At 68.5% G+C, this 21,955-nt stretch carries 22 protein-coding genes, 1 tRNA gene and 1 pseudogene; 11 read left to right on the forward strand and 13 right to left on the reverse strand.

Annotation, left to right across the window (positions count from 1 at the left end; all coding sequences use genetic code 11):
• Positions 1–31 precede the first annotated feature (31 nt).
• Both ACFVIV_RS34730 and ACFVIV_RS34735 read left to right on the forward strand, forming a co-directional pair.
• Positions 32–892 (forward strand): LuxR C-terminal-related transcriptional regulator, encoded by an 861-nt coding sequence (locus ACFVIV_RS34730; RefSeq protein WP_379203836.1) that lies wholly within the window; start codon positions 32–34, stop codon positions 890–892.
• A gap of 101 nt (positions 893–993) precedes the next feature.
• Positions 994–2,100 carry an esterase-like activity of phytase family protein gene (locus tag ACFVIV_RS34735; protein WP_379203838.1) on the forward strand — a complete coding sequence of 369 codons (1,107 nt, stop codon included), beginning with the start codon at positions 994–996 and terminating at the stop codon, positions 2,098–2,100.
• Positions 2,101–2,116: 16 nt separating this feature from the next.
• Here ACFVIV_RS34735 and ACFVIV_RS34740 read toward each other — a convergent pair whose 3' ends face one another.
• A complete protein-coding gene (locus tag ACFVIV_RS34740; RefSeq protein WP_379203840.1) occupies positions 2,117–2,275 on the reverse strand; it encodes a hypothetical protein in 159 nt (52 codons plus the stop codon).
• Between the two features lie 118 nt (positions 2,276–2,393).
• On the opposite strand from ACFVIV_RS34740, the gene ACFVIV_RS34745 reads away from it, so the two are divergent.
• The 3 genes from ACFVIV_RS34745 to ACFVIV_RS34755 are packed head-to-tail and all read left to right on the forward strand — an operon-like array spanning position 2,394 to position 4,836.
• Positions 2,394–3,056 (forward strand): DedA family protein, encoded by a 663-nt coding sequence (locus ACFVIV_RS34745; RefSeq protein ID WP_379203842.1) that lies wholly within the window; start codon positions 2,394–2,396, stop codon positions 3,054–3,056.
• On the forward strand, positions 3,053–4,189 hold the full coding sequence (locus ACFVIV_RS34750) for a sensor histidine kinase (protein ID WP_379203843.1): 1,137 nt from the start codon (positions 3,053–3,055) through the stop codon (positions 4,187–4,189). The genes ACFVIV_RS34745 and ACFVIV_RS34750 overlap by 4 nt, the downstream gene beginning before the upstream one ends.
• Positions 4,180–4,836 carry a response regulator gene (locus ACFVIV_RS34755; RefSeq protein ID WP_379203845.1) on the forward strand — a complete coding sequence of 219 codons (657 nt, stop codon included), beginning with the start codon at positions 4,180–4,182 and terminating at the stop codon, positions 4,834–4,836. Before ACFVIV_RS34750 ends, ACFVIV_RS34755 begins: the two co-directional genes overlap by 10 nt.
• Before the next feature lie 63 nt (positions 4,837–4,899).
• Here the strand turns inward: ACFVIV_RS34755 and ACFVIV_RS34760 are convergent, their stop codons facing one another.
• Positions 4,900–5,250, reverse strand: coding sequence for a ribosomal subunit interface protein (locus ACFVIV_RS34760; RefSeq protein WP_379203847.1), 351 nt, complete (start codon positions 5,248–5,250; stop codon positions 4,900–4,902).
• Between the two features lie 109 nt (positions 5,251–5,359).
• Positions 5,360–5,809, reverse strand: a complete 450-nt coding sequence (locus tag ACFVIV_RS34765; protein WP_379203849.1) for a winged helix-turn-helix transcriptional regulator — start codon at positions 5,807–5,809, stop codon at positions 5,360–5,362.
• Positions 5,810–5,864: 55 nt separating this feature from the next.
• Here ACFVIV_RS34765 and ACFVIV_RS34770 point away from each other — a divergent pair, with 55 nt between their 5' ends.
• Positions 5,865–6,386: a PaaI family thioesterase gene (locus ACFVIV_RS34770; RefSeq protein ID WP_379203851.1), complete on the forward strand. Its 522-nt coding sequence runs from the start codon at positions 5,865–5,867 to the stop codon at positions 6,384–6,386.
• A gap of 48 nt (positions 6,387–6,434) precedes the next feature.
• On the opposite strand, the gene ACFVIV_RS34775 is transcribed toward ACFVIV_RS34770, so the two are convergent.
• Positions 6,435–7,643, reverse strand: coding sequence for a glycosyltransferase (locus tag ACFVIV_RS34775; protein WP_379203853.1), 1,209 nt, complete (start codon positions 7,641–7,643; stop codon positions 6,435–6,437).
• A gap of 201 nt (positions 7,644–7,844) precedes the next feature.
• On the opposite strand from ACFVIV_RS34775, the gene ACFVIV_RS34780 reads away from it, so the two are divergent.
• The gene (locus tag ACFVIV_RS34780) at positions 7,845–10,013 is read left to right on the forward strand and encodes a germacradienol/geosmin synthase (protein WP_379203855.1); all 2,169 of its coding nucleotides are present in this window, start codon (positions 7,845–7,847) and stop codon (positions 10,011–10,013) included.
• Between the two features lie 50 nt (positions 10,014–10,063).
• Positions 10,064–11,143, forward strand: coding sequence for a polyprenyl synthetase family protein (locus tag ACFVIV_RS34785; protein WP_379203857.1), 1,080 nt, complete (start codon positions 10,064–10,066; stop codon positions 11,141–11,143).
• A gap of 25 nt (positions 11,144–11,168) precedes the next feature.
• Here ACFVIV_RS34785 and ACFVIV_RS34790 read toward each other — a convergent pair whose 3' ends face one another.
• Complete coding sequence (locus tag ACFVIV_RS34790) at positions 11,169–11,981, reverse strand: SAM-dependent methyltransferase (protein ID WP_379203859.1); 813 nt, start codon at positions 11,979–11,981, stop codon at positions 11,169–11,171.
• A 114-nt stretch (positions 11,982–12,095) separates the two neighbouring features.
• Between ACFVIV_RS34790 and ACFVIV_RS34795 the strand changes: the two genes are divergently transcribed.
• Positions 12,096–13,274 (forward strand): cytochrome P450, encoded by a 1,179-nt coding sequence (locus ACFVIV_RS34795; protein WP_379203861.1) that lies wholly within the window; start codon positions 12,096–12,098, stop codon positions 13,272–13,274.
• 141 nt (positions 13,275–13,415) lie between these two features.
• Here ACFVIV_RS34795 and ACFVIV_RS34800 read toward each other — a convergent pair.
• A pseudogene (locus ACFVIV_RS34800) lies at positions 13,416–14,465 on the reverse strand (MFS transporter); the annotation flags it as partial.
• Here ACFVIV_RS34800 and ACFVIV_RS34805 point away from each other — a divergent pair.
• Positions 14,413–14,547, forward strand: a complete 135-nt coding sequence (locus tag ACFVIV_RS34805) for a hypothetical protein (protein ID WP_379203863.1) — start codon at positions 14,413–14,415, stop codon at positions 14,545–14,547. The pseudogene ACFVIV_RS34800 and the gene ACFVIV_RS34805 overlap by 53 nt on opposite strands.
• A gap of 56 nt (positions 14,548–14,603) precedes the next feature.
• Here the strand turns inward: ACFVIV_RS34805 and ACFVIV_RS34810 are convergent, their stop codons facing one another.
• From ACFVIV_RS34810 to ACFVIV_RS34840, 7 genes are all read right to left on the reverse strand, one after another.
• The gene (locus ACFVIV_RS34810) at positions 14,604–15,230 is read right to left on the reverse strand and encodes a pyridoxamine 5'-phosphate oxidase family protein (protein WP_379203865.1); all 627 of its coding nucleotides are present in this window, start codon (positions 15,228–15,230) and stop codon (positions 14,604–14,606) included.
• 132 nt (positions 15,231–15,362) lie between these two features.
• Complete coding sequence (locus ACFVIV_RS34815; protein WP_379203867.1) at positions 15,363–16,136, reverse strand: endo alpha-1,4 polygalactosaminidase; 774 nt, start codon at positions 16,134–16,136, stop codon at positions 15,363–15,365.
• A gap of 83 nt (positions 16,137–16,219) precedes the next feature.
• Positions 16,220–18,430 (reverse strand): hypothetical protein, encoded by a 2,211-nt coding sequence (locus tag ACFVIV_RS34820; protein ID WP_379203869.1) that lies wholly within the window; start codon positions 18,428–18,430, stop codon positions 16,220–16,222.
• Positions 18,427–19,626 carry a hypothetical protein gene (locus tag ACFVIV_RS34825; protein WP_379203871.1) on the reverse strand — a complete coding sequence of 400 codons (1,200 nt, stop codon included), beginning with the start codon at positions 19,624–19,626 and terminating at the stop codon, positions 18,427–18,429. Before ACFVIV_RS34825 ends, ACFVIV_RS34820 begins: the two co-directional genes overlap by 4 nt.
• Before the next feature lie 10 nt (positions 19,627–19,636).
• Entirely contained in the window at positions 19,637–19,783 is a 147-nt protein-coding gene (locus ACFVIV_RS34830; protein WP_379203872.1) for a hypothetical protein, read from the reverse strand.
• Between the two features lie 12 nt (positions 19,784–19,795).
• Positions 19,796–20,890, reverse strand: coding sequence for a serine/threonine-protein kinase (locus ACFVIV_RS34835; RefSeq protein WP_379203874.1), 1,095 nt, complete (start codon positions 20,888–20,890; stop codon positions 19,796–19,798).
• Positions 20,891–21,017: 127 nt separating this feature from the next.
• Entirely contained in the window at positions 21,018–21,740 is a 723-nt protein-coding gene (locus ACFVIV_RS34840; protein WP_379203876.1) for a phosphatase PAP2 family protein, read from the reverse strand.
• A gap of 113 nt (positions 21,741–21,853) precedes the next feature.
• Between ACFVIV_RS34840 and ACFVIV_RS34845 the strand changes: the two genes are divergently transcribed.
• Positions 21,854–21,926, forward strand: a tRNA-Ala gene (locus ACFVIV_RS34845).
• The last annotated feature ends 29 nt before the right edge of the window (positions 21,927–21,955 follow it).

A 21,955-nucleotide genomic window follows, 5' to 3' on the forward strand; every position in this document is an offset into this window, starting at 1 on the left:
GCCCGTAGCCACCCCCGGAAAGGGGTACTCGATGCTCCCGCCCTCCGACGGCCTGTTGCGACCGCGCGATGCCGACGCCCTGCGGGCGGAGCTACGGCACATCGCCGCCATCTCCCGGGTGCCCGTGGTCTTCGGCGGGCAGGTTCACCAGGGCACATTGGTGCTCAGCGAGTTCGTCGGCACCCGCACCAACGGCATGCGCGGCCTGGCGGTCGCGCCGCGTTCGGGCCTCGGCGGCATGGTGGTGGCCGACCGCAGGCCCACCTCGGTGGCCGACTATCGCTCGGCGTCGACGATTACACATCACTATGACGGGCCCGTGCTGGGCGAGGGTCTGCGCGCGGTGGTGGCGGTGCCGGTGGTGGTCGGCGGGGAGGCGCGGGCGGTGCTCTACGCCGCCAATCGCGAGTCCGGGCCCATCGGGGATCGCATCGCGGAGGAGATGGTGCAGGCGGGGCGGCGGCTGAGCATCGAACTGGCTATCCGGGACGAGGTGGACCGGCGGCTGCGCATGCATCAGGCGCGCGACACCGCCGTGGCCGCGGATGCGATTGTCGCCGAACAGCTCCGGGACCTGCACGCCGAACTGCGCGGCATCACCCAGAGCATCTCCGATGCGACCGCCCGCGCCAAACTGCGTGAGGTGTCGGACAAACTGGCGCGCGTGGTGTCCGGGGTGATCGACGCCGACGAGCCGGTGAAACTGGCCCCGCGCGAACTCGACGTCCTCGCCCAGATCGCCCTCGGCTGCACCAATGTGGAAGCGGCGCTGCGGCTTTCGCTGCGGGCGGAGACGGTCAAGAGCTATCTGCGCAGCGCCATGACCAAGCTGGGCGCGCACACCCGCCACGAGGCCGTGGTCCGTGCGCGCCGATTGGGGTTGCTGCCCTGACCTGTTCGAGATGAAGGATTCGCGCCGACCTGATAGGAACATCGGGGCCCGGTGTCGTGCCGGGTCCGGTTGTCCGAAGCGGGAAAGGCGGTCCTGGACCGATGCGTACTCTCCGTGTCACGGCGGTGGCGCTGGCGGCGATTCTGGGTGCGGGCGGCACGGCGCAGGCCGAGGAGAGTGTGGCGGGCGAGCTGCCGAGTGTGCGGCATCTGGACCAGATCACCTTCGCCGACGACCTCACCTTCGGCGGGCATCGGGTGGGCGGGCTGTCGGGCATCGACTATTGGGCGGGCGGGGACGCGTATCTCGCCATCAGCGACAATCGCGGTGAGGAAGGCCCGGCGCGGGCGTACACGTTGAATATTCCGGTGCGCGCGGACGGGAAGCTCGGGGTGCCCGAATTCCGCGGTCTCATCGAACTTCTCGACAAGGATGGTTCGCCGTACGCGGCGCGGACGCTGGATCCGGAGTCGATCCGGTGGACGCCGGATCACCAGGGGTTCGTCTACACCAGCGAGGGCGAGGCCAAGGCCGGGCAGCCCGGGTTCATTCGCGAGGCGACGCTGGACGGCGCATTCGTCCGGGAAGTTCCGGTCCAGGACGCTTTCACCCCTGCTACCGACGGTGCCGGACAACAGGTTTCGGGTATCCGCGACAACCTCGGGTTCGAGAGCATGGATCTGGCCGGTGACGGCTCGACCGTGGTCGCGGTGAGCGAGAACGCCCTCGTCCAGGACGGCCCGGCGGCCGCCATGGAGGCCGAGAGCCGGGCGCGGCTGGTCCAGGTTCAGCGGGGCAGCGGGAAGGAACTCGCCGAATACCTCTACCCGGTGAGCCGGGTCGGTCTCGGTGAGATTCCCTCCACCACGGGCGTTTCCGAGATCCTCGCCCTCGACGGCGACCGCTATCTCACCCTCGAGCGCAGCGTGGTCCCGGTGCTGGGATTCACCGCGCGGATCTTCGAATCCTCGACCGCCGGAGCCACCGCGGTCACCGGGCAGGACTCGGCGCCGGCCGATGCCGTCCCCATGAGCAAGCGCCTGCTCTTCGACTTCCGCGCCGCCGGCATCGACCCGCAGTGCGTGGAGGGCATGACCTGGGGGCCGACCCTCGAGGATGGTTCGCGCTCGCTGATCGTCGTGGCGGACAACAACTTCGGGCGCGCCGGTCGCACCACCTTCCATCTGCTGGCGGTCGCCGGCCTCTGATCCGCGCGCCCGCCGGTCAGCTCGCGCGGAAGGCCGCCGTGGTCGTGGCATACAGCCTCGGCAGATCCTCGGCGCGCGCCGAGGCGATGGCCATGGTCATGGCGTCCAGGGTGCGCCGGGCACGCAGGGCGGGTTCTGCACGGACTTCGACGCCACGAATACCCGCCCGGGCCATGAGGCCGAGCGCAGTTCGACCCTGCGGAAAACCCCACCTCCGCTGCTGAGGTTGCGCCCGGCCAGCCGGGTGGCTCTCCGCATGGTTCGCCGACCTGCGGGTTCATAGCGTCGAAAACATGGATACGACAATGGATTCGACGGGCGAGCCGCTCACCGGTATCGCCGCCTGGGCGGTCGAGTTGATGGAGCGCCTGGGCGGCCTCGGCGCCGGTGTCGCCATCGCCCTGGAGAACCTCTTCCCGCCCCTGCCGAGCGAGGTGATCCTGCCGCTGGCCGGATTCACCGCGAGCCGCGGCCGATTCAGTCTCGCGGAGGTGCTGTTCTGGACCACCGTCGGTTCGGTGGCCGGCGCGCTGGCGCTGTACGGGCTCGGCGCGCTGCTCGGGCGCGACCGCCTGCGCGGCATCGTGGCGCGGGTGCCGCTGCTGCGGGTCTCGGATATGGACCGCGCCGAGGTCTGGTTCGCCAAGCACGGCGACAAGGCGGTGTTCCTCGGCCGGATGATTCCGATCTTCCGCAGCGTCATCTCGATCCCCGCGGGTGTCGAGCGCATGGGTGTGGTGCGGTTCACCCTGCTCACCACGGCGGGCAGCCTGGTCTGGAATTCGGTGTTCGTGCTCGCGGGATATCAGCTGGGCGAGAACTGGTCGCGGGTGGAGCGCTATTCGGATGTGCTGCAGAAAGCGGTCATTCTGGTCGTGGTGATCGCGGCGGCGGTCTTCGTGGTGCGGCGGCTGCGGCAGGGCAGCCCGGGACGACAGGAGAGAATCGGACGATGATGCGCGGCACCGGCTCCCGATCCAGGATCGCCCGTCGCGCGGCCGCCGTCCTCGTGGGGCTGGTGCTCGGCGTGCTGACGGTGCCCCTCGACCTCGCCGCCGTGGCCGTGAGCCCGCTCTCGCCGCGACCGGTGCGCGCCATGACGGCCTTCGCGGGGCAACGCTTACGGACCTGGTACGGCGCGCAACCGCCGGCCGGACCCACCGGTCATCGGGCCACGGCGTACCTGGTCGTCCGGTCCCTGCTGGGCGTGCTGACCGCGCTCATCGCGGCCCTTATCGGTGCGGGCGTGGTGGTCACCACCGGCATTGCCATCGGCGCGGCCACCGGGTCGGCGGTGCCGGTGTTCGACGCTCCCGAACCGGGCCGGGTGACCTGGACGACGGTGGCGGTGCTGGCCGCACCCGGTCTCGTGCTGGGCTATCTGGCCGTACAGGGCCTGTTCGGCGTGGTGGGCCTGGAGATCCGCTTGTGGAAGTCGTTCGCGCGGCCCGGATCCGGGGCGCTCGAACAGCGGGTCGTCCAGCTCACCGCCACCCGCGCCGAGGTCATCGATGCCATCGACGAGGAGCGCCGCCGCATCGAACGCGATATTCACGACGGCGTGCAGCAGCGGGTGGTGGCGCTGTCGATCCTGCTCGGTCGCGCCGAACGCGAGACCGACCCGGCCGGGCAGGCCGACCTGCGCCGCCGCGCCATAGCCGAAACCGGCCATATCCTGGCCGATCTGCGCGAGGTGTCGTGGCGGATCTATCCGGCCATGCTGGCCCGGGACGGCCTGCGCAGCGCGCTGGAGGCGCTGGCCGATCGCACACCGGTGCCGACGCACCTCGACTACCGGCCCACCCGCCGCCCGCCGCGGCCGGTCGAGTCCGCCTGCTACTTCACCGCCAGCGAGGCCGTCACCAACGTCATCAAATACGCGGCCGCGCAACGCATCGACATCATCGTCAGCGAGGCGGACGGCATGCTGCGGATGCAGGTGCGCGACAATGGCCGCGGCGGGGCGGACCCGGCCGGGCACGGGCTCACCGGAATCGCCTCGCGCATCACCGCACTCGACGGCACCCTGTCCGTCGACAGTCCCGTCGGGGGTCCGACGATCATCCGAGTGGAGGTGCCGTGCGCATAACCCTGGCCGACGATTCCGCGCTGCTGCGCGAGAGCCTCGCCGGACTGCTCACCGCCGAGGGGCACGAGATCCTCGATTCGGTCGGCACCGCCACCGAACTGCTCGCGGCCGTGCGGAATCGGCAGCCGGACCTGGTCATCGCCGATGTGCGCATGCCGCCGGACCACGTCGACGAGGGCATTCGCGCCGCCCTCGAAATCCGCCGGAACTGGCCCGGCGTAGCGGTTCTCGTGCTCTCGCAGTACATCGAACGCCGCTATGCCAGCGAATTCCTCACCGGCACAGGCGGAATCGGCTACCTGCTCAAGGACAGAGTCTCGGCCATCGCCGCCTTCCTCGACGCCGTCGAGCGAGTCGCCGCCGGCGGCACCGCCTTCGACCCGGAAGTAGTGCGCCAACTGCTCCTGCACAGCCGCGCCGAATCCCCGCTGCACCGCCTCACGGCCCGCGAACGCGAGGTCTTGATGCTCATGGCGCAGGGCCACAGCAACACCGCCATCTGCGATGAACTCTTCATCACCCGCAGCGCGGTGGAAAAACACATCAACGCGATCTTCACCAAGCTCGAACTCCCACCCGGCGCCGCCCATAACCGCCGCGTGCTCGCGATCCTGGAATACCTGCGTGCCGACGCGGCTCACGAATGAGCTTGTGCTCCAGGAAATATGGGGGTTCGGGGGCGAAGACCCCGAACCCCCATCTCTGACCGATCAGTCCGCGTGCAGGTAGCGGATGGATTCCCCGCCCTTGGTGTGGTGCAGCCGCCCGAAGCGGCTGTCGAGTAGATGCGCCATGCTCTCCGCGGCTCCGAGATACGCCTCCTCGGCCGTCGGAGCCTTGTGGTTGGTCGCGACCGGGGGCTGGCCCTTGATGCGCGCTTCGAGGTTGCACTTCTTGTCTTCGGAACCGCCCTTGTGCCCGTTCACATCGGTGATATGGGCTTCGACCCGGGTGAGCTGGTCGGCGAAGCGGTCGAGGATGGATTCGATGGCGTCCCGGGCCTGCTCGATGAGTGCCGCGCCGCCGCCGATGTGCTTGTCGGCGAAGACCTGGATTTGCATGGCACATCTCCAATCTCTCGGAATAGCCGAGATTTTGCTGACACCACCGACACTACCTCCGATCCGGAACGGGCGCTGGTCGGAAATGTCACCGTCGAGGTGGGAACCGTCAACCCGCCCGGACACGTTGATCAGGGGTCGCGGTGAGTTCGCGACCGGTATCGGCGAGCTGATGTCCGTTCGCGCAGCACAGGGTGGCGCGCACCGGAGCCCCGCACCCGGAATGGGTGACGGCCAGCGGCGGACCCGCCGGTCCGGCCAGGTGCTTATCGCCCCACTGCATGAGCGCGGTCAGCACGGGCTGAAGCTCACGGCCCGCCTCGGTGAGCCGGTACTCCTGCCGGATCCGCGACCCGGGCTCCCGATAGTCGCGCCGCTCCAGCACTCCCGCCTCGACCAGGCTCTTGAGCCGCTTGACCAGCACCGCGCGCGGCGCGCCCGTGGCCTCCTGGATCGCGTCGAACCGGCGGACACCCAGGAACACCTCGCGCAGGGCGAGCAGCGCCCATTGCTCCCCGACCACCGCGAGCGTGGCCGCTACCGAACAGTTCCGTGCCATGCGGACCATTCTATCTGGATTCACAATGTGAACTCAGTGGGTTATGGTGATCGCCATGACGACCTTCGAAGCGCCCGCCGCCTGGGGCGAGCCCCGCAGCAAGACCGTGACCTGGTACGACCCCAAGGCCGGGCTGGAGGCGCTGGCCGGCGGGCTCACCGGTCTGGAGTACCTCACCGGCATGATGGAAGGCACGATTCCGGGCGCGCCCATTGCCGGGCTGTTCGGCATGCGGCCCGTCAGCGTCGACCGCGGCGATATCGTCTTCGCCTGCACCCCCGACGAATCCATGTACAACCCCATCGGCACCGTGCACGGCGGAACCGCCTGCACCCTGCTGGATTCCGTCACCGGCTGCGCCGTGCAGACCACCCTGCCCGCGGGCGTCGGCTACACCTCGATCGAGATCAAGATCAACTACCTGCGCCCCATCCACGCGAGCACGGGTGAACTGTTCGCCCACGGCTGGGTCACCAAGCCCGGCAAGCGAGTTGCCTTCGCCGAAGGCGATATTCGCGATGCCGACGGGGTGCTGCTGGCCACCGCCACCAGCACCTGCCTGATCATCGGCGGCTGAACGCAGCCCACGCCGAGATGGCGGAGCGGGGCGCGATTCGTTTCGCGGTCAGCGCGCCGCCAGATCGAGGACGTTGAGAGCGAGCTCCTCCGCCGCGTGCGGATGGCCCATGGCCAGCGCAGCTTCCGAAACCGCTTGGCGTGCGGCCGGATCGGTGAGCAGCTCGAACAGGGCGGTGCGCAGGTTGGCGACGGTGGCGTCCCCGTCGACCAGGGCGCGGGCGCCGCCCTCGTCGGCGAGGATGCGGGCATTGCGGGCCTGCTCGCCGCCGACCGAATGCGGGTAGGGGATGAGGACCGAGGGCTTGCCGAGGGTGGTGAGCTCGGCGAGAGTGCCCGCGCCGGAACGGGATACGACAACGTCGGTGAGCGCCAGCACATCGGGCAGTTCGCTGCCGAGGAAGTCGCGGACGAGGTAGCGGGCGCGCAGCTCTTCGGGGAGACCGGCCGCGGCCCGGCTGACCTTGTCGTAGTTGTTGCGGCCGCACTGGTGGATCACATTGGCGACGGTCAGCAGTTCCGGCAGGAGTTCCCCGACGAGGTCGTTGATCTGGACCGCGCCCTGAGCGCCGCCGGTGACGTAGACCAGAGGGAGGCCGGGGGAGTAGCCCGGCCAATCCAGCGCCGGGACAGCGGCTTTCGGATCACCCGTGGTCAGCGCCGGGCGGATCGGGTTGCCCGTCACGGTGGCGCGGGCGCGCAGCTTGGCCGGCAGCATGTCCAGGGAGGCGGCGGCGCTGAGGGCGATCCGGGTCGCCATGCGCGCCAGCAGCTGATTGGCCTTGCCGAGCCCGGTGGTCTGCTCGTGGATGACCAGCGGGCGGCGGCGCAGCGCGGCGGCCATGCCGATGGGTGCGCAGACATATCCGCCGGTGCACAGCACGGCATCGGGACGGAACCGGCGCACCAGGCCCTGCGCCTCGACCACGCTCATCGGAACCCGCAGTGCGTCTTTGGCATTGGCGGCATTGAGCATCTTGAGCGGATTGCGATCACGGCGCAGCTTGCCGGCCTTGATACCGCTGAAGGCGACCTCGTTCTCCGCGGCCACCCGCTGCTCCAGGCTGTCGGGCGTGCCGACCCACAGCACCTCGGCCGTCGCACCGGCCTCGTCGACCAGATCGCGCAGCGCCCGCACGGCCGCCACGGCCGGGTAGGTGTGCCCGCCGGTGCCGCCGCCCGCGACGATGACGCGGACCTGGCCGCGTGCGGCGACGCGCTTCAGGATCGCGGCGCGATCGAGGTCGGGACCGGTCATGGGTGGGCCTCCTGCGGTAGGTGCGAATGTCGAGCCCCAGGCTAGCGTGCGGCGGTCCGGAGAGGTGGCGCCGAAGGTACCGGTCGGTCGTAGGCGATTGCGAGGTGTTGGCTATCGGCCAATGGGCCTTTACTATTGGTGTGACGCTGATCACGTTGTTGTACGCCACGCGAATTCCACGTCTCCAGCGAGAGGGCATCCATGCAGCCCTTCCATTTGCCCGACTTCTACCTGCCCCATCCCGCCCGGCTCAATCCCCATCTGGACCACGCTCGCGCGCACTCGGCGGCCTGGGCGAAGGCCATGGGCATTCTCGACGAGCCCGGACCCGGCGGTGAACTGGTCTGGGACGCCGATCGATTGGAACGGATGCAGATCGCGCTGCTGTGCGCGTACGCCCATCCCGACTGCGCGGCCGAGGCGCTCGCGCTCATAACCGAGTGGTACGTGTGGGTGCTGTTCTTCGACGACGACTTCCTCGCCAAGTTCAAGAACACCGGCCGCCGCGCCGAAGCCCTGCGCCATCTCGAGCGCCTCGAGCTGTTCATGGTCGAACCGGGGTGTGCCGCTCCCGAACCCGGCAACCCCTCGGAAGCCGGGCTGGCCGATTGCTGGGCGCGCACCATCGCGCACATGTCCCCGTCGTGGCGCGAGCGCATGCGGCGCAGCACCCACAACCTCATGGTCGAATCCATCTGGGAGCTGGACAATATCGCGCGTGAGCGGGTGGCCAATCCGATCGAGTACATCGAGATGCGGCGGCGGGTGGGCGGTGCGCCCTGGTCGGCGAACCTGGTCGAATACGCCTGCGGGGCAGAGGTTCCCGATCGGCTCGCCGATGCTCGACCGCTGCGCGTGCTGTGCGAGACCTTCTCCGATGCCGTGCACCTGCGCAACGATCTGTTCTCCTATGAGCGCGAGGTTCGGCTGGAGGGCGAGAACGCGAATTTCGTGCTGGTGCTGGAACGGTTCTTGGACCTGCCCGCCCAGGCGGCGGCGAACCTGGTCAACGACATCATCACCGCGCGACTGAAGCAGTTCGAGGACACCGCGGAAGTCGATGTGCCACAGCTGTTCCTGGAAACGGCGGCGACCGCCGCGGAACAGCTCGCCGTCGCCCGCTACACCGCGGGGCTGCAGGACTGGCAGGCCGGCGGGCACGAATGGCATCTGCGGTCGAGCCGATACATGAACACGGGCCTGAAGCCCGGGCCGACCGGGCTGGGCGGCGGGGTGGCCCGGATCCTGCCCGGGGTGCGGATTCAGCTGAATCAGCAGGTGCCGCCGCCGCGTACGGCCGGACCGCTGCCGGTGCGCGGACTGCACATGCCCTACGACGTCGCGGTCCACCCGGATCTGGTGATCGCCCGCCGCGATCTACCGGAGTGGGCAGCGGCCATGGGCCTGCTGAATCCGGCGGCGGGGTGGACGGCGGAGTCGCTGCATGCGGCCGACTTCGCCGCCCTGGCCGCCATGATCGCCAATGACGGCTCGGTGGCGGATCTGGTGCTGCGGGCGCGATGGTGCACCTGGGCGTTCTACGGCAGCGACGTGCTGTCGCGGGTGCTCCGCGCGAATCCCATTGTCGGGCGCGAACAGTTGCACCGCTTGCCGAGCTACGCGAGCCCGGACGCCGCATTGCCGCCCACCCCGCTGGAAGCCGGACTGGCGGATCTGTGGCGTGCGACCGCGGAGACGGCGGATGACGATTCGCTGCGCCGACTCCGCACCGCGCTCACCGCAATGATCGAAGCGTGGGAGTGGGTGCTGGAGAACGAAACCCGGAATCGATTACCGGATCCCATCGACTACCTCGATACGCGCCGCGCGGCCTGCGGCGGCGGTCTAGTCTCGGCGCTGGCGTCGCTGAACGTGGCGGAGCTCCGGAATATCACCGACTCGAGTGTGATTCGGCAGCTGGAGAATTCGGCACACGACCATGCCGCGCTGGTGAACGACCTGTACTCGTATCAGAAGGAGATCGAGTACGACCTCGAACTCCACAACCTGGTGTATGTGACCCAGTCCTTCCTGGGCTGCACGCGGGAGACCGCCGCCGATATCGTCGCCGATCTAGCCGATGAACGGCTGCGCCAGTTCGATCATCTGGTGCGCACGGAGCTACCGGGCTTCTTCGCCGATCACCGCCTGCCGGAACCCGAGCGGGCCGCCCTGCACACGCATGTCCGGCGCTTGCGGGATTACCTGTCGGGCAATCGGGCCTGGCACGCCACGACCGGTCGATACGCCGAACCCGCACTGCGGGAACGGTATTCGAAACCGGTGCTCGGTGCGCCGACCGGGCCCTTCGTGAGTGTGCTCGCCACCGCGGCGGGCCTTCGATCGCGGCGGGGAGTCGCATCGTCCTAGCCATCGAGCGTCCGAAGTCACCGGAGTCCGCGAGTCACTGGAGGTTGGCCATGAGTTCGTCGGCAGCGGCCGAGCCCGCATTCGGCATGCCGTGGGAAGGCGTGAATCACCATGGGAGCGGGCGACTATCGGCGCCGCGGGGCGAGCAGATCCTGGCACGGGCGCAGCAACTGACCCGGCCGCTGCTCCGCGCGGCGGTCGAGACCTTGCCCGATGAACTGGCGCTCATGGCCGGTTACCACCTGGGCTGGTGGGATGCCGATGGCATTGCCGTGCCCGCCGAATCCGGGAAGGGCCTGCGGCCCGCGCTGGTCCTGGCCGCCGCCCGGGCCGCGGGCTGCCCGCCGGAGGCCGTGCTGCATGCCGCGGTCGCGGTCGAGTTGGTGCACAATTTCACGCTCATCCACGACGACGTCATGGACGGCGACACCATGCGGCGCGGCCGCCCGACCGTGTGGCAGGTCTGGGGCATCGACGATGCCATCCTGGCCGGAGACGCCCTGCATGGCCTGGCCGTCTGGACCCTCTCGGCCGCGCCGGTGGCGGCGCTGTCCGGTATCGCGCGGCTGGAGGACGCCGTCATCGAGCTGTGCCTGGGCCAGCATCACGACTGCGATTTCGAGACCAGCGAGGAGGTCGGCCTCCAGGACTGCCTGCGGACCCTGCGGCACAAGGGAAGCGCGCTGCTCGGCTGCGCCTGCGCGCTCGGCGCGCTCTCTGCGGCGGCCCCGGCGGACATGGTCGAGGCCATGGAACGTTTCGGCCGCGAACTCGGCGTCGCCTTCCAATTGGTGGACGATCTCATGGGCATCTGGGGCGATCCGGCCCGCACCGGCAAACCGGTGGGCAGTGACCTGCTGCGGCGCAAGCGGAGTCTGCCGGTGGTGGCGGCGCTGGAATCGCCGACGGCCGCCGGGCGCGAATTCGCCGATCTGTATTGCTCCGGTGCGCCTCTCGATGACGCGGACGTCGCACACGCCGCCGATCTCATCGCCCGGGCGGGCGGAAGGGATTGGGCGCGCGCCGAATCCGTGCGGCATGTGCGCGCCGCCAAGGCGTGCATCGCGGGCTACCGCGGCGCGCACGACCTGATGGAGCTGGCCGACTGCGTCCTGCACCGCGACCGCTGATGTCGTGCACCGCGACCGCTGACGCTCAGGGAAGATGCGCGACCGCGCCGAGCATGGAGACGGCGGCGGCGCGGGGATGGGCCCGCCATTCCTCCGGCCGCCACTCCGTCACCGCCGTAATGCCCGGCGGGACGAATTCGAAGCCGGCGAAGAACTTGGCGAACTCGGTGCCGGAGCGCAGCTGGAACGGCACCCCGCTGCGCTGATTGGCCTCGTCCGTCTTCTCGACGTCCTCTTCCTCGAGATAGTCGTTGGTGGCGTGCGACATGACCAGATAACTGCCCGACGGCAGCGCGTCGCAGAGCGTGCGCACGATCTCGTACGGCTGCTGGTCATCGGTAATGAAATGCATGACGGCGACCAGCATGAGCGCGACCGGCTCGGTGAGGTCGAGGGTGGCCAGCAGATCCGGATGGGTGAGGATGCGCCGCGGATCGCGCAGGTCGGCGTCGAGATAGGTGGTGGCGCCCTGCGGTGCGCTGTCCAGGAGCTCACGCGCGTGCAGCAGCACGATCGGGTCGTTGTCCACATAGACGATCCGCGATTCCGGCGCGATCTCCTGGGCGATCTCGTGCACATTGCCGGCCGTGGGCAGCCCGGTGCCGATATCCAGGAACTGCCGGATGCCCGCCTCCCGAGCCAGATAGCCGGTCACCCGCCGCAGGAAATTGCGATTCTCCACCGCGGCCAGGCGGACGGTGGGAAATGCCTCCGCCACCGCGTCGGCCGATTCCCGATCGGCCGGAAAGTTGTCCTTGCCACCCAGCCAATAGTCGTAGCGCCGCGCCGGATGCGGTTTGGTGGTGTCTATCCGCGCTGCTGCTGAATCCGAGTTCACAACGCCCCCAATTCATCTCGACTACTGTTTCATCATGTCAGCACCAGTTGCGAACCGGTAGCGGGGGGCCGCTGCCGGATCTCGTCCTCGAGGCCCCGCCCCGGAAGGCTTGTCATGCAGTTGCGCTATAGCCCGTACGACTTCGAAGTCCATGCCGATCCGTACCCGTACTATGCCAGGTTGCGAAACGAGGCCCCGGTCTACCGCAACGAAACCGACGATTTCTGGGCGCTGTCGCGGCACGCGGATGTGCGGGCGGCGATGCGGGATTCCGAGAAGTACTCCAGCGTGAACGGCTTTCGGATGGAACCCGCCTTCTGGGGGCCGCAGGCCGAGCGCTTTTTCTCCTTCGTCGCCATGGATCCGCCCAAGCACACCCGGCTGCGCGGCCTCGTCACCCGCGCCTTCACCGCGCATCGGGTGCAGTCGCTCGCGCCACGACTACGCGAGATCGCCCGGGGACTGCTGGAGCCGCTGCTGGCGCGCGGCAGCTTCGACCTCATGGCCGAATTCGCCGGACCCTTCCCCACCGAGGTGATCTCCGAGCTGGTCGGGGTGCCCGCCGCCGATCGCGACATGATTCGCAAGCTCGGCATGGAGATCATGTACACCGAGGAGGAGTCCACCGATCTGCGGCCCGAGGCCATGGCCGCCATCGGCGCACTGGTCGGGTACTACACCGAACTGACCATCGAACGGGCGCAGCGGCCGCAGGACGATCTGCTGTCCGGCTTGCTCGGCGCGGCCGACGGCGAGGACCGGCTGACGCCCGAGGAGATCGTCGGCGTGATCATCCTGCTGGTCGGCGCGGGTATCGAGGCCGCCATGCTCAGCCTCGGCAATATCTGGCACGCGGGCTGGCTGCATCCCGACGCCCGCCGCGAGGCGCTGGGCGGCCGCATCGACGACTGGATCGCCGAGGCCATGCGCTGGGACCCGTCGACACAGACGCAGCTGCGCACCACCACCGAGGCCGTGGAACTGCACGGCGTCACCATCCCGGCGAATGCGCGCATACTGCTGCTGACCGGTTCCGCCAACCGCGACCCGGAGGTCTTCCCCGACCCGGACACCTTCGACCTGGATCGCGACACCGGCGCGTCCCTGGTCTTCGGCAGCGGCCGTCACCACTGCCTCGGCTCGAACCTGGGACTGCTGGAACTGCGGATCGCGCTGGGCGAAATCGTGTCCGCCATCTCCGACTACGACGTCGACGGCGACGGACTCGTGCGCATCCACGCCTCCAACAACCGCGGCTTCGCGAGCCTGCCCACCACGGTCACCCCGCGCTGAGCCCGGCGCTGTCGCGGGAGTTCGATCGGAGCTCGACCACGAGCCCGGCGTCGAATCTTCGGCGCCCGGACTTGTTCGCGTCCCGGGCCGATATGCGCCGGGCGCTGCGTCCGTCGTGGTCAGCAGTGCCAGCGCGGCAATGGTGAACAACAGGGTGAGCGCGAAATAGCCTCGGTAGCTGTCGGTTTGAGCGTGAATCAGGCCCGCGATGGCCAGGCCGGACGCGGCGGCGAGCTGGTGGATGATCCAGGCGGGGGCCAGGGTCCGGCCCATCCTGGCCGGGTCGAGGCCGCGCGAGAGGATGGCCATGGTCAGCGGGATGACCGGGAAGGACGCGATGCCGAACAGTACGGCGACGGGGATGAGGACGGCGGGTCCGGGGACGAGGACCATCAGGATCAGGGCCAGCATCCGCACGAGATACAGTGCGCGCAGCAGGTTTTCGGGGCGATGGGTGCGCAGCAGCCGGGACATGAGGATCGAGGTGAGTCCCGCCGCGAGCGCGGCCAGCGCCACCAGGCGGCCGGCGGCGGCCACCGTCCAGCCGTTCTCCGCCGCGTGTTTGGGCAGCATCAGGATTACGACGTAGAGGGTGGCGGCGTGTAATCCGAAGGAGGTCAGCACCTTCCATCGACCGAACAGTGATTCTCCGCGACCGGTGACGACCGCGGCACGCGGGTCGCGCGGCAGTGCCGGCCACAGCAGTGCCGTGGCGGTCAACCCGATTCCGCCGAGCAGTGCATAGGTGCCGCGGATGCCGATGGGTTCGAACAGCGCGGTGGCGGCCCACGGCGTGATCAGTTGCCCCAGATTGATTCCGAGCGCCGCGCGGGCGAGCGCCGGACCGGCTTGGTCGCGGTAGGACCGGGCGAGCAGGGTGGTGACCGCGAGCGTGGACGACGCCGCGAAGCCGAGCCCGCCGAGCAGCATGTACGCGGCGATGAACTCCCAGGTGCGCGTGACCGTCGACAGCACGAGATAACTGGACGAGATCAGCGTCAGCCCGCCGAGCAGGACCCGCTTGGGGCCGATGCTGTCGAGCAGCCGGCCGACGGGATGCTGCGCCAGGCCGGTGACGGTGGTGCCGAGCGCGGCGGCGACGGCCAGGGCCGAGGCGCTCACGCCGTAGGACGCTGCCGTGGGCGCGAAGAAGACGCCCATGGTGAAGTTCAGGCCGAAGGACACGGTCATTGCCGCCAGTCCCGCCCATGCGATCCGCTCCTGGCGCATCGTGACCAACTCCCTGCTGAATCAAGAGGTTTCGAAGACATGACAAAGACGGCGGCCCGGCTCGAGGCCGGGCCGCGCGGGTGAAGAGGCCGGAATCGATCAGTCGTCACCGGCATGGGTCCGGCGCAGCCTGGCGTTCTCGCGCTCGAGCTCCTCGATCCGCTCGCGCATGCCCTGAACGGCCTCGAGGACCTCCTCGCGCGGATACAGCTCCGGAATGTGCTGGCTGCAGTTCCAGTCGAAGGCTTCGACCTCGATCAGCACCGCGCGCTCGACATGGGCCTTGTAGTCCCCGGTGCGCAGGGACGCGATCAGCTCCGGATCGTCACCGGCCTCCACGATCCGGGCCCGTCCCATGATCTTCAGCCGGGTGCGGGCCGCGTAGTCCATCAGGAACAGTGCGACCCGATCGTCGTGGTCGAGATTGCCGCGGCTGATGTACTGCCGATTGCCGCGAAAATCGGCGAATCCGAGGGTGTGCGCATCGAGCACCTTCAAGAAGCCGCGCGGCCCGCCGCGGTGCTGGATATAGGGCCATCCGGTCTCGCTCACCGTCGCCATGTAGAAGCTGTCGCGCTCGGTGATGAACCACGCCTCGTCCTGGGTCAACCGGTCCGCGACGGCGGGCACCGCCGCCATGCGCTCGTAGCTGCGCAGGCTGCCGTGGGTGCGCTGATGTTCGCGGACCGTGTCGGTGAAGGCGATCTGCGCGTAATGGCCCGTCATTTCAACGGCTTTCGCTGGTGCATGTGGGTCATGCTCGCCTCCGAGTGAATCGCTCTAACCTTCTATTGATAGATAGAAGGTTAGAATCGGCGGGAACATTCCCGAACGGCGAAAGTTTTCCGCGCGGAGGTTTCAGCAGGTCTTTCGGACGTAGCCGGGTTCGCCCGGGGCGGAGACGTCCACGTCGCGGAGCACGATGCTCAGCGTGCTGCCGTAACCCGCGCACGCCGCCGACAGGCCGGCTTCGGTGTACTCGATATCGATCACGTTGTTATCGAAGGCCGTGGCGTAGACACCGCACTCGCCGGTGTCGCCGCACTCCTCCGCCACCGCGAAATCCAGTCCGGCGGCGACCTTCTGGTCCACCAGTTCGGCGGCGTTCTTCTGGCCGATGGCCAGGCCGCGCTCGTGCGAGCGCCGGGCGAGCAGGCTGATGAAGGTGACCGCCTGATCGGTGCTCAGCAGCCCCTTCGACCGGCTGTAGCTGTCGTAGTTGTCGATCTCGACGGCATTGAAGCGCTTGTCGGCGCATTCATCGATCCACAGACCGACCTTGTCCGCGATGCGCGTGCGCTTGTCGGCGGTGCGGATATCCAGGAGCGCCTCGTTCCACCTCGTGTCGTAGACGACATCGCCCTTCTCGTCGCGCAGCAGCAGATCCGACGGCCACTCGCTCTCCGCTCCCGGCTGGACCTGAAAGCCGTTCACATAGCAGATGTTGTACAGCCCCGCGGCCGGCTCGGCGCCGTGATCGCGGCTGACGACCGTGACCCCTACCGGCGGCGCGTAAGGAGTCGAGATCTGGTAGTCGAACCCGGCGTGCGGCGGCGGCAGTGTCACCGCCGGTGCGGCGCCGGTGATGACGGCCCCTTGGGCGAGGAAGCAGGTGGCCGCGATGGCGGCCACGGTCGCCGAGCCCGTCCTGCGGAGCCGCTTGTGAAGACTTGAAAACCCTTCAGGCACAGTCAGATACAACCATCGATAGCTCGTCAGCGCCAGAACTGGGCGCGGCGGCGCGGTTTCGAGGCGGATTCGAGGGGCCGCAGGCGAGCGGGTTCGGCGGCCGCCGGGTCGAGGACCAGCAGGGTGGCGATGCGCCGGGGAAGATCGAGGCGGGTGCGCAGGTGGGGCCAGGCGCCGTCCAGGGCCGCGACCAGGTCGGCGGCGTCCAGGTCGAGGGCGGCAGCGGCGTCGAGCAGGGTGAAGGGCTCGATATCGCGGTGCTGGGCGGCGGCGGTGAGCAGGGCGGGCAGGCGGTCCCGGCTGGTGCAGGCCAGCACCTGGTGCAGGACCGCGGCGCCGGTGGGGGCGTGGGAGTGGTCGGCCATACAGGTGGCGACGAACTCGATATCGGAATCGATTGCGGCGCGTAGTAGTTCGGCATGTTCCTCGACCACGGCGGGTTCGGCGGCGGCGGTGTGGAAAATGGCCGAAACCTCCGCCTGGGTCCAGCTGCTGCGGCGTGCGCGCTGAAATGGACTGCGCGACAGCCGGAATCGGCCGCTGCGGCCACGCTGTTCGTCGGGCGCGGCGGCGTCGAGCACCGTCAGGACCTCGATCGGGTGGGGGAGATCCAGGAAGGTGCGCAGCGATTTCCACCCGGGACGCAGCACCGCCACCAGTTCCTCGGGTTCGGCGCGGGTCATGGTGAGCGCCTCGAGGAGTTCCGGGGCGTCGAGCGCCGGATAGCGGGCGCATTCGGCGATCAGGGCGGGCAGGCGGTCATTGGGCGCGCAGGCCAGGAGTTGTTCCAGGACATAGCGATCGCGCGCGGCGGCGGAGACGTTCACCATGAACTGGGCCAGGATCGGCAGCTGGGTGTACATGGCGGTGTGCAGCACGCGGCTGTTGCCCGCGTGCACGGCCGGATCGCCGATCTCGGCGCGAATGGTCTCGTAGACCAGGAACCGGTCGTGTGCGCCGATGGCGAGATCGCGCAGGGTGCGATGGTGCCGCAGGTGGTGCATGACCTGATCGCGCTCCGCGGCCTCACCGGTGGCCCAATCCTGGTGCAGCTGCGGCCAGATGATCTCGGCGTCGCCGGGGGCGAGCGTGCCGGAGTTGAGCCGCTGCCAGGCGGCGGCGACCACCACGGCGCCGAGGTCGAAGCCGAGCTGGTCGGCGATCTGGGTGGCGCGGGTGTGGTCGCGGCCGGTCATGATGTGCTCGGTCAGGGCCTGCTCGAAGTCGGCGCGGGTGGCCGGGTGGTGCTCGATCTCCGCCAATGCCCGTGCGACGCTGGGGCGTTCGATGGCCAAGGCGATGGCGCGGCGTGCGATCAGATCATCGGTGAACCAGTCCGCGGTGAGGTCCGGATCGGTGATGACCTGGGTCAGCTGGGCGTCGTCGAGCAGTATCGGATCGACGGTGCGCAAATGCTGGTGATAGCACCACTCGCGAATCTGGTGCACCGTTGCGATGGTGTCCGGCAGGGTGATTCCCGCACGGCGGTGTTCGACGATGGCGCGGCCTACGGCCGGATAGGTGTCGGTCCCGTCGGTGGAACTCTCCGGGGCGATAATGCGCCGATCGGGTGGCGGGACGGCCGCGCCGCCGATGACGGCGGCAATGGCGGGCGTCTCCGGGGAGTACGGCTCGCTGGTGGCGAAGGTCAACTCGCGCAGCGTGTTTCGCGGCAGGATGCCGTAGAGCGCCTTCAGCATGGTGACGGCGTCGTCGGTGTGCTCGACATGCAGTGCGATCGCAGGCCCCTGACCGGCGAGATGGGCGAGCACCGCGCCGATGAGCACGGGCAGCCACGGCTGGCCGAGCATGGCGTCGGCGGTGGCCGCACAGCTGTCGCCGTCGGGCGGGGGCGCGGAGTGCCAGTGCTCGGTGGGGGAGACGGAGCCATTGAGCGCGGTCACGAAACCGCCGGATTCGAACAGTGCCAGAGCCGTTGCGCCATCGAGCATTCCGGGCTCGCCCGCGATCAGATGGGTCACACAGGTCCCGGGCCGCGCATCGGAGGGCGTCTTCAACCCGGCGACCGCGAGCCCATTGGCGATGGTGAACTCCAGGGCGAAGCTGTCCGCGGTCTGCTCGCCGACCGGCGGGCTGACCAGTCCGCCGAGCTCCCGCGAGGTGGATCCCAATGCGGCGGGCCAGTTTCCGGACCGCGCGACCACTCCCACTCCCGCACCCGAGGACTCCAGGTTGACCAAGGCCCAGCCGCACAGCAGCTGCGGGAATCCGGTCATCGCCCGGCCTTGAGCTCGTCGATCATCTCCAGCATGTAGACCACCGGATCGGCGGCGCCATAGGGCTTGAACACCGGATAGGTGCCGTCATCGCGTTTTCCGCAGCCGACCGCGGACACCGGGAAGTACAGATTCCACGGGAAGTGAATCGACAAGGTGGTGTCCACGAGTGGAAACAGTTTGCGCACCAGGCTTTTCGTGGTCTGCGACCGATCCATGATGAGGGGCGGATCGTAGGCGTTGCCGGCGCCGTTCGCGCTGATCGGGCCGTCCGCCCAGGTGGATGGCGGGGCAACCGATCGCACCTCGGGCAGATCGATGAGCGAGAGCAGATCGGACTTGGCGATAATGGTCGACACGTGCACGCGCGGCGGTTCGATCGGCAGGCGCTCCGGATAGCTGTTGGCGGCCCGCCACAGCTTGGCGATCTGATCGATCATCAGATTGGTGCGGCCAATGGTCTGCGAATGCTCGACGGCATTGCGCAGGCTCTCCTGCACGGCCGGTTCGGCGTACTGCTGCATATAGGCGAGGTACTGCTTGTTCAGCGTCGAGGGCACCACGAACCACAGGAAATCCGCGACCGCCAGATGCGGGCTGACCCGCGCCGCCACCGCGCCGTCGGTGATGTCCTCGCCGGCCACATCGACGAAGGCGAGATTCACCGCGCGGGTGGATTGCAGCGAATAGACCGTCACCACCAGCGGTTTGCGCTGTTCCAGCCCGGCCCAGGCGTGGCCCTGGGATTGGGCCTGCTGCTGCGGCATGGCAATGCCGTCGGGCCGGATGTGCTGGGTCTGCGCGACCGTCACCCGGCGCGGGCCGGTGGCGTCGAGCGCGCGGCGGTTGAGCAGCCGGGCCTCCAGCGCGGTCCACAGGCTGGCCGATTTGGGCGAGACGATGAACGAGTACCGGCCGGCGAGATGCGGGTCGTTCATCATCGAATGGATCATGGACACGATGAGATGGCTCTTGGACGAGGCCGATTCGCCCACGAAGCCGATCACCTTCGTCGGATGGTCCAGCGTCACCGGATCGATGTCGCAGCCCTTCGGGCAGCGCAGATTCAGCTTGTCGAAATAGGTTTCGATCTGCTTCGCATAGCCGCCGTTGCGCTGCCGGATCACGGTGTACCAGCGGTCGCGATCGCGGTCGAAGCGGAATTCGGTGAGGCAGTTCAGGCAGACGGTGCGCATACCCGCGGCCTCAGGTCAGCACGGCGAAGGTGAGCAGCACCAGGGTGCCGATGAAGAATCCCAACCCCACCTTCCACCCGATCCGCAGCCAATGCGAGGCCCGCGAGCCCGGATGCACATACAACTGCCAGGCCCTGCCGGTCGGTCGATCTCTCATTTCTTGCGCACCTCACCACAGTCCCGCGAGCTTGACCATCACCCACGTGAGAATCAGGAATACGAGCCCGCCCAGCAGCATCCCGGTCGTCGCCGCGCTGGTGAGCAGGACGGCGATATGCCAGTGGCTGTTGCGATGCAATCCGGCCAGGAAACGCTGGCGGGTGCCGATCATCGGCTCGAGATAGAAGTCCTTCGTCGATGCGTACGCCAGCGGGGGCGGCGGGGGTTCCGGGTCGTGGATCGGGAGATCGCCGAGGGTCATGGTGACGGTCGGCGCGGGCGCCGGGCGCAGGGGCCGCGGGCTCGGCGCGGGCTGATGCGCGGGGGTCTCGGCGTGTGCGACGGCCTCGCGGAATTCGCGCCGGAACTCCTCGGCGGAGGGATAGCGCAGCTGCGGGGCCGGTGAGAGCGCGCGATCGAGCACGGATTTCACCCGGCCGGGTATCGGCATCGGCGCGTACGCGCATTCGAGCACCTCGCGGCACACCACGGCGAGGGAGTACACATCGCTGAGATGGGTGCACTGGCCGTGCCGCAGGTATTCCGGCGCGGCGTACTGCTCGGTGCCCAGCGCGCGATGCTCGCGGGTGAGCCGCTGGAAGTTCTCCCGCAATTCGATGGCGATCCCGAAATCGGTGAGCTTGGCGGTCCCGTCGCGGCAGATCATGATGTTCTCGGGCTTGATATCCCGATGCACCACCTGTTTGGAGTGCGCGTAGACGAGCCCGGCGAAGGCATCGTTCAGCACCCGCAAAAGACCAGATAACGACCAGTTCTCGCGATTGCGGAGGTGTTCGCGCAGATTCTCGCCGTGAATGAACTCCATCACCAGGAACGGCGAGCGCCGCCCATTGTCCACGAACACTCCCGCGTCGTGCACGGTGACGATATTGCCGCAGCTCATCTTGCCCGCGATATAGGCCTCGTACTGGAACCGCTTCTGCGCGATCTGCTCATCCTGCTGTCCCACCGGCAGAATTCCGGCGTCCAGCACCTTCACGGCGACCTGTCGCCGCAGCTGCCGGTCCCACGCATCCCAGACCTCGGCCATCCCCCCGCGGCCCACGAGTCCCCGAAGCTCGTAACGACCATTGATCAGCCTCAACTGCGCGAGATCCCTTCACACCGGTGGCACGTTCCGCCCGCCCCACCCCCGGACCTTCCGAATCACCGCCGAGTCTACGCGCGCGATTCCACTGCGCACGTCTCGATTTCACCCGCCCCGCACCCCCTCACCGCCCAACCGCCTGGTCCGCCACCTCCTCCCCAGCAACCTCCACGATCTCCCGCGGCCACCAAAACACCTGCACCACCGCCGCAATCAACACCACCGCCGTCCCCAGCAACGCACCCCCCACCACATCACTGAGCCAGTGCACCCCCAAATACAACCGAGTCATGGACATCACAACCACCGCCCCCACTGCCGCCCCCACCGCGACTGTGGCCCGCACCCTCCCCGGCCGAGAAATCAGATACATCAACACCACAACCCCCACCAGCGCCGTCGTCGCGGTCGCATGCCCCGACGGATACGACATATTGCTGTGCATCACCAACCGCGTCTCGACAGGCGGCCTCTCCCTCCCCACCAGCACTTTCGTCAAAGTCCCCAGCAACGCCGCACAAATAACGGTCCCACCCACCAGCACCGCCGGCCGATAATCCCGAAATCGCCACCACACAACCCCCGCCACCCCCGCCGTAATCACCGTCGCATGCCGCGGATTCCCCAAGAACGTGATCCCCTTCGCCACCCCCGTCCACCCACCCGACCGATGCTCCACAAACCACCGCAACACCCCCGCATCCCACCCCGTCACCCACCCCGAAGCCGCCACCCACCCCGAAGCCGCCACCCACCCCGTCCACAGCACGAACACCGCAATCACCCCCACCGCCGCCATACCCCGCCGCCGAACCGCCACACGCGTAATCCCGGACATGCCCTCCATGATCAACCACCGCGATACCTCCCCACCCACCCCACCCACCCACGCGATTTGTCATTCCCCACCCCCACTGTGTAATTTCATCCCCGCACTCGGACACCCGAGAGCAACCATCCGGGGCTATGGCGCAGCTGGTAGCGCACCACACTGGCAGTGTGGGGGTCAGGGGTTCGAGTCCCCTTAGCTCCACCGATCGTGTCATTGCACGAACCGTTCCC

Origin of the sequence: Nocardia sp. NPDC127526 (genome assembly GCF_042672265.1) — a bacterium.
GTDB lineage: Bacteria > Actinomycetota > Actinomycetes > Mycobacteriales > Mycobacteriaceae > Nocardia.

Coding starts and splice junctions, on each gene's coding strand:
- ACFVIV_RS34730 (WP_379203836.1), top strand. CDS start 32: ATGCTCCCGCCCTCCGACGGCCTGTTGCGACCGCGCGATGCCGACGCC.
- ACFVIV_RS34735 (WP_379203838.1), top strand. CDS start 994: ATGCGTACTCTCCGTGTCACGGCGGTGGCGCTGGCGGCGATTCTGGGT.
- ACFVIV_RS34740 (WP_379203840.1), bottom strand. CDS start 2,275: ATGGCCCGGGCGGGTATTCGTGGCGTCGAAGTCCGTGCAGAACCCGCC.
- ACFVIV_RS34745 (WP_379203842.1), top strand. CDS start 2,394: ATGGATACGACAATGGATTCGACGGGCGAGCCGCTCACCGGTATCGCC.
- ACFVIV_RS34750 (WP_379203843.1), top strand. CDS start 3,053: ATGATGCGCGGCACCGGCTCCCGATCCAGGATCGCCCGTCGCGCGGCC.
- ACFVIV_RS34760 (WP_379203847.1), bottom strand. CDS start 5,250: ATGCAAATCCAGGTCTTCGCCGACAAGCACATCGGCGGCGGCGCGGCA.
- ACFVIV_RS34765 (WP_379203849.1), bottom strand. CDS start 5,809: ATGGCACGGAACTGTTCGGTAGCGGCCACGCTCGCGGTGGTCGGGGAG.
- ACFVIV_RS34770 (WP_379203851.1), top strand. CDS start 5,865: ATGACGACCTTCGAAGCGCCCGCCGCCTGGGGCGAGCCCCGCAGCAAG.
- ACFVIV_RS34775 (WP_379203853.1), bottom strand. CDS start 7,643: ATGACCGGTCCCGACCTCGATCGCGCCGCGATCCTGAAGCGCGTCGCC.
- ACFVIV_RS34780 (WP_379203855.1), top strand. CDS start 7,845: ATGCAGCCCTTCCATTTGCCCGACTTCTACCTGCCCCATCCCGCCCGG.
- ACFVIV_RS34785 (WP_379203857.1), top strand. CDS start 10,064: ATGAGTTCGTCGGCAGCGGCCGAGCCCGCATTCGGCATGCCGTGGGAA.
- ACFVIV_RS34795 (WP_379203861.1), top strand. CDS start 12,096: ATGCAGTTGCGCTATAGCCCGTACGACTTCGAAGTCCATGCCGATCCG.
- ACFVIV_RS34810 (WP_379203865.1), bottom strand. CDS start 15,230: ATGACGGGCCATTACGCGCAGATCGCCTTCACCGACACGGTCCGCGAA.
- ACFVIV_RS34820 (WP_379203869.1), bottom strand. CDS start 18,430: ATGACCGGATTCCCGCAGCTGCTGTGCGGCTGGGCCTTGGTCAACCTG.
- ACFVIV_RS34825 (WP_379203871.1), bottom strand. CDS start 19,626: ATGCGCACCGTCTGCCTGAACTGCCTCACCGAATTCCGCTTCGACCGC.
- ACFVIV_RS34830 (WP_379203872.1), bottom strand. CDS start 19,783: ATGAGAGATCGACCGACCGGCAGGGCCTGGCAGTTGTATGTGCATCCG.
- ACFVIV_RS34840 (WP_379203876.1), bottom strand. CDS start 21,740: ATGGAGGGCATGTCCGGGATTACGCGTGTGGCGGTTCGGCGGCGGGGT.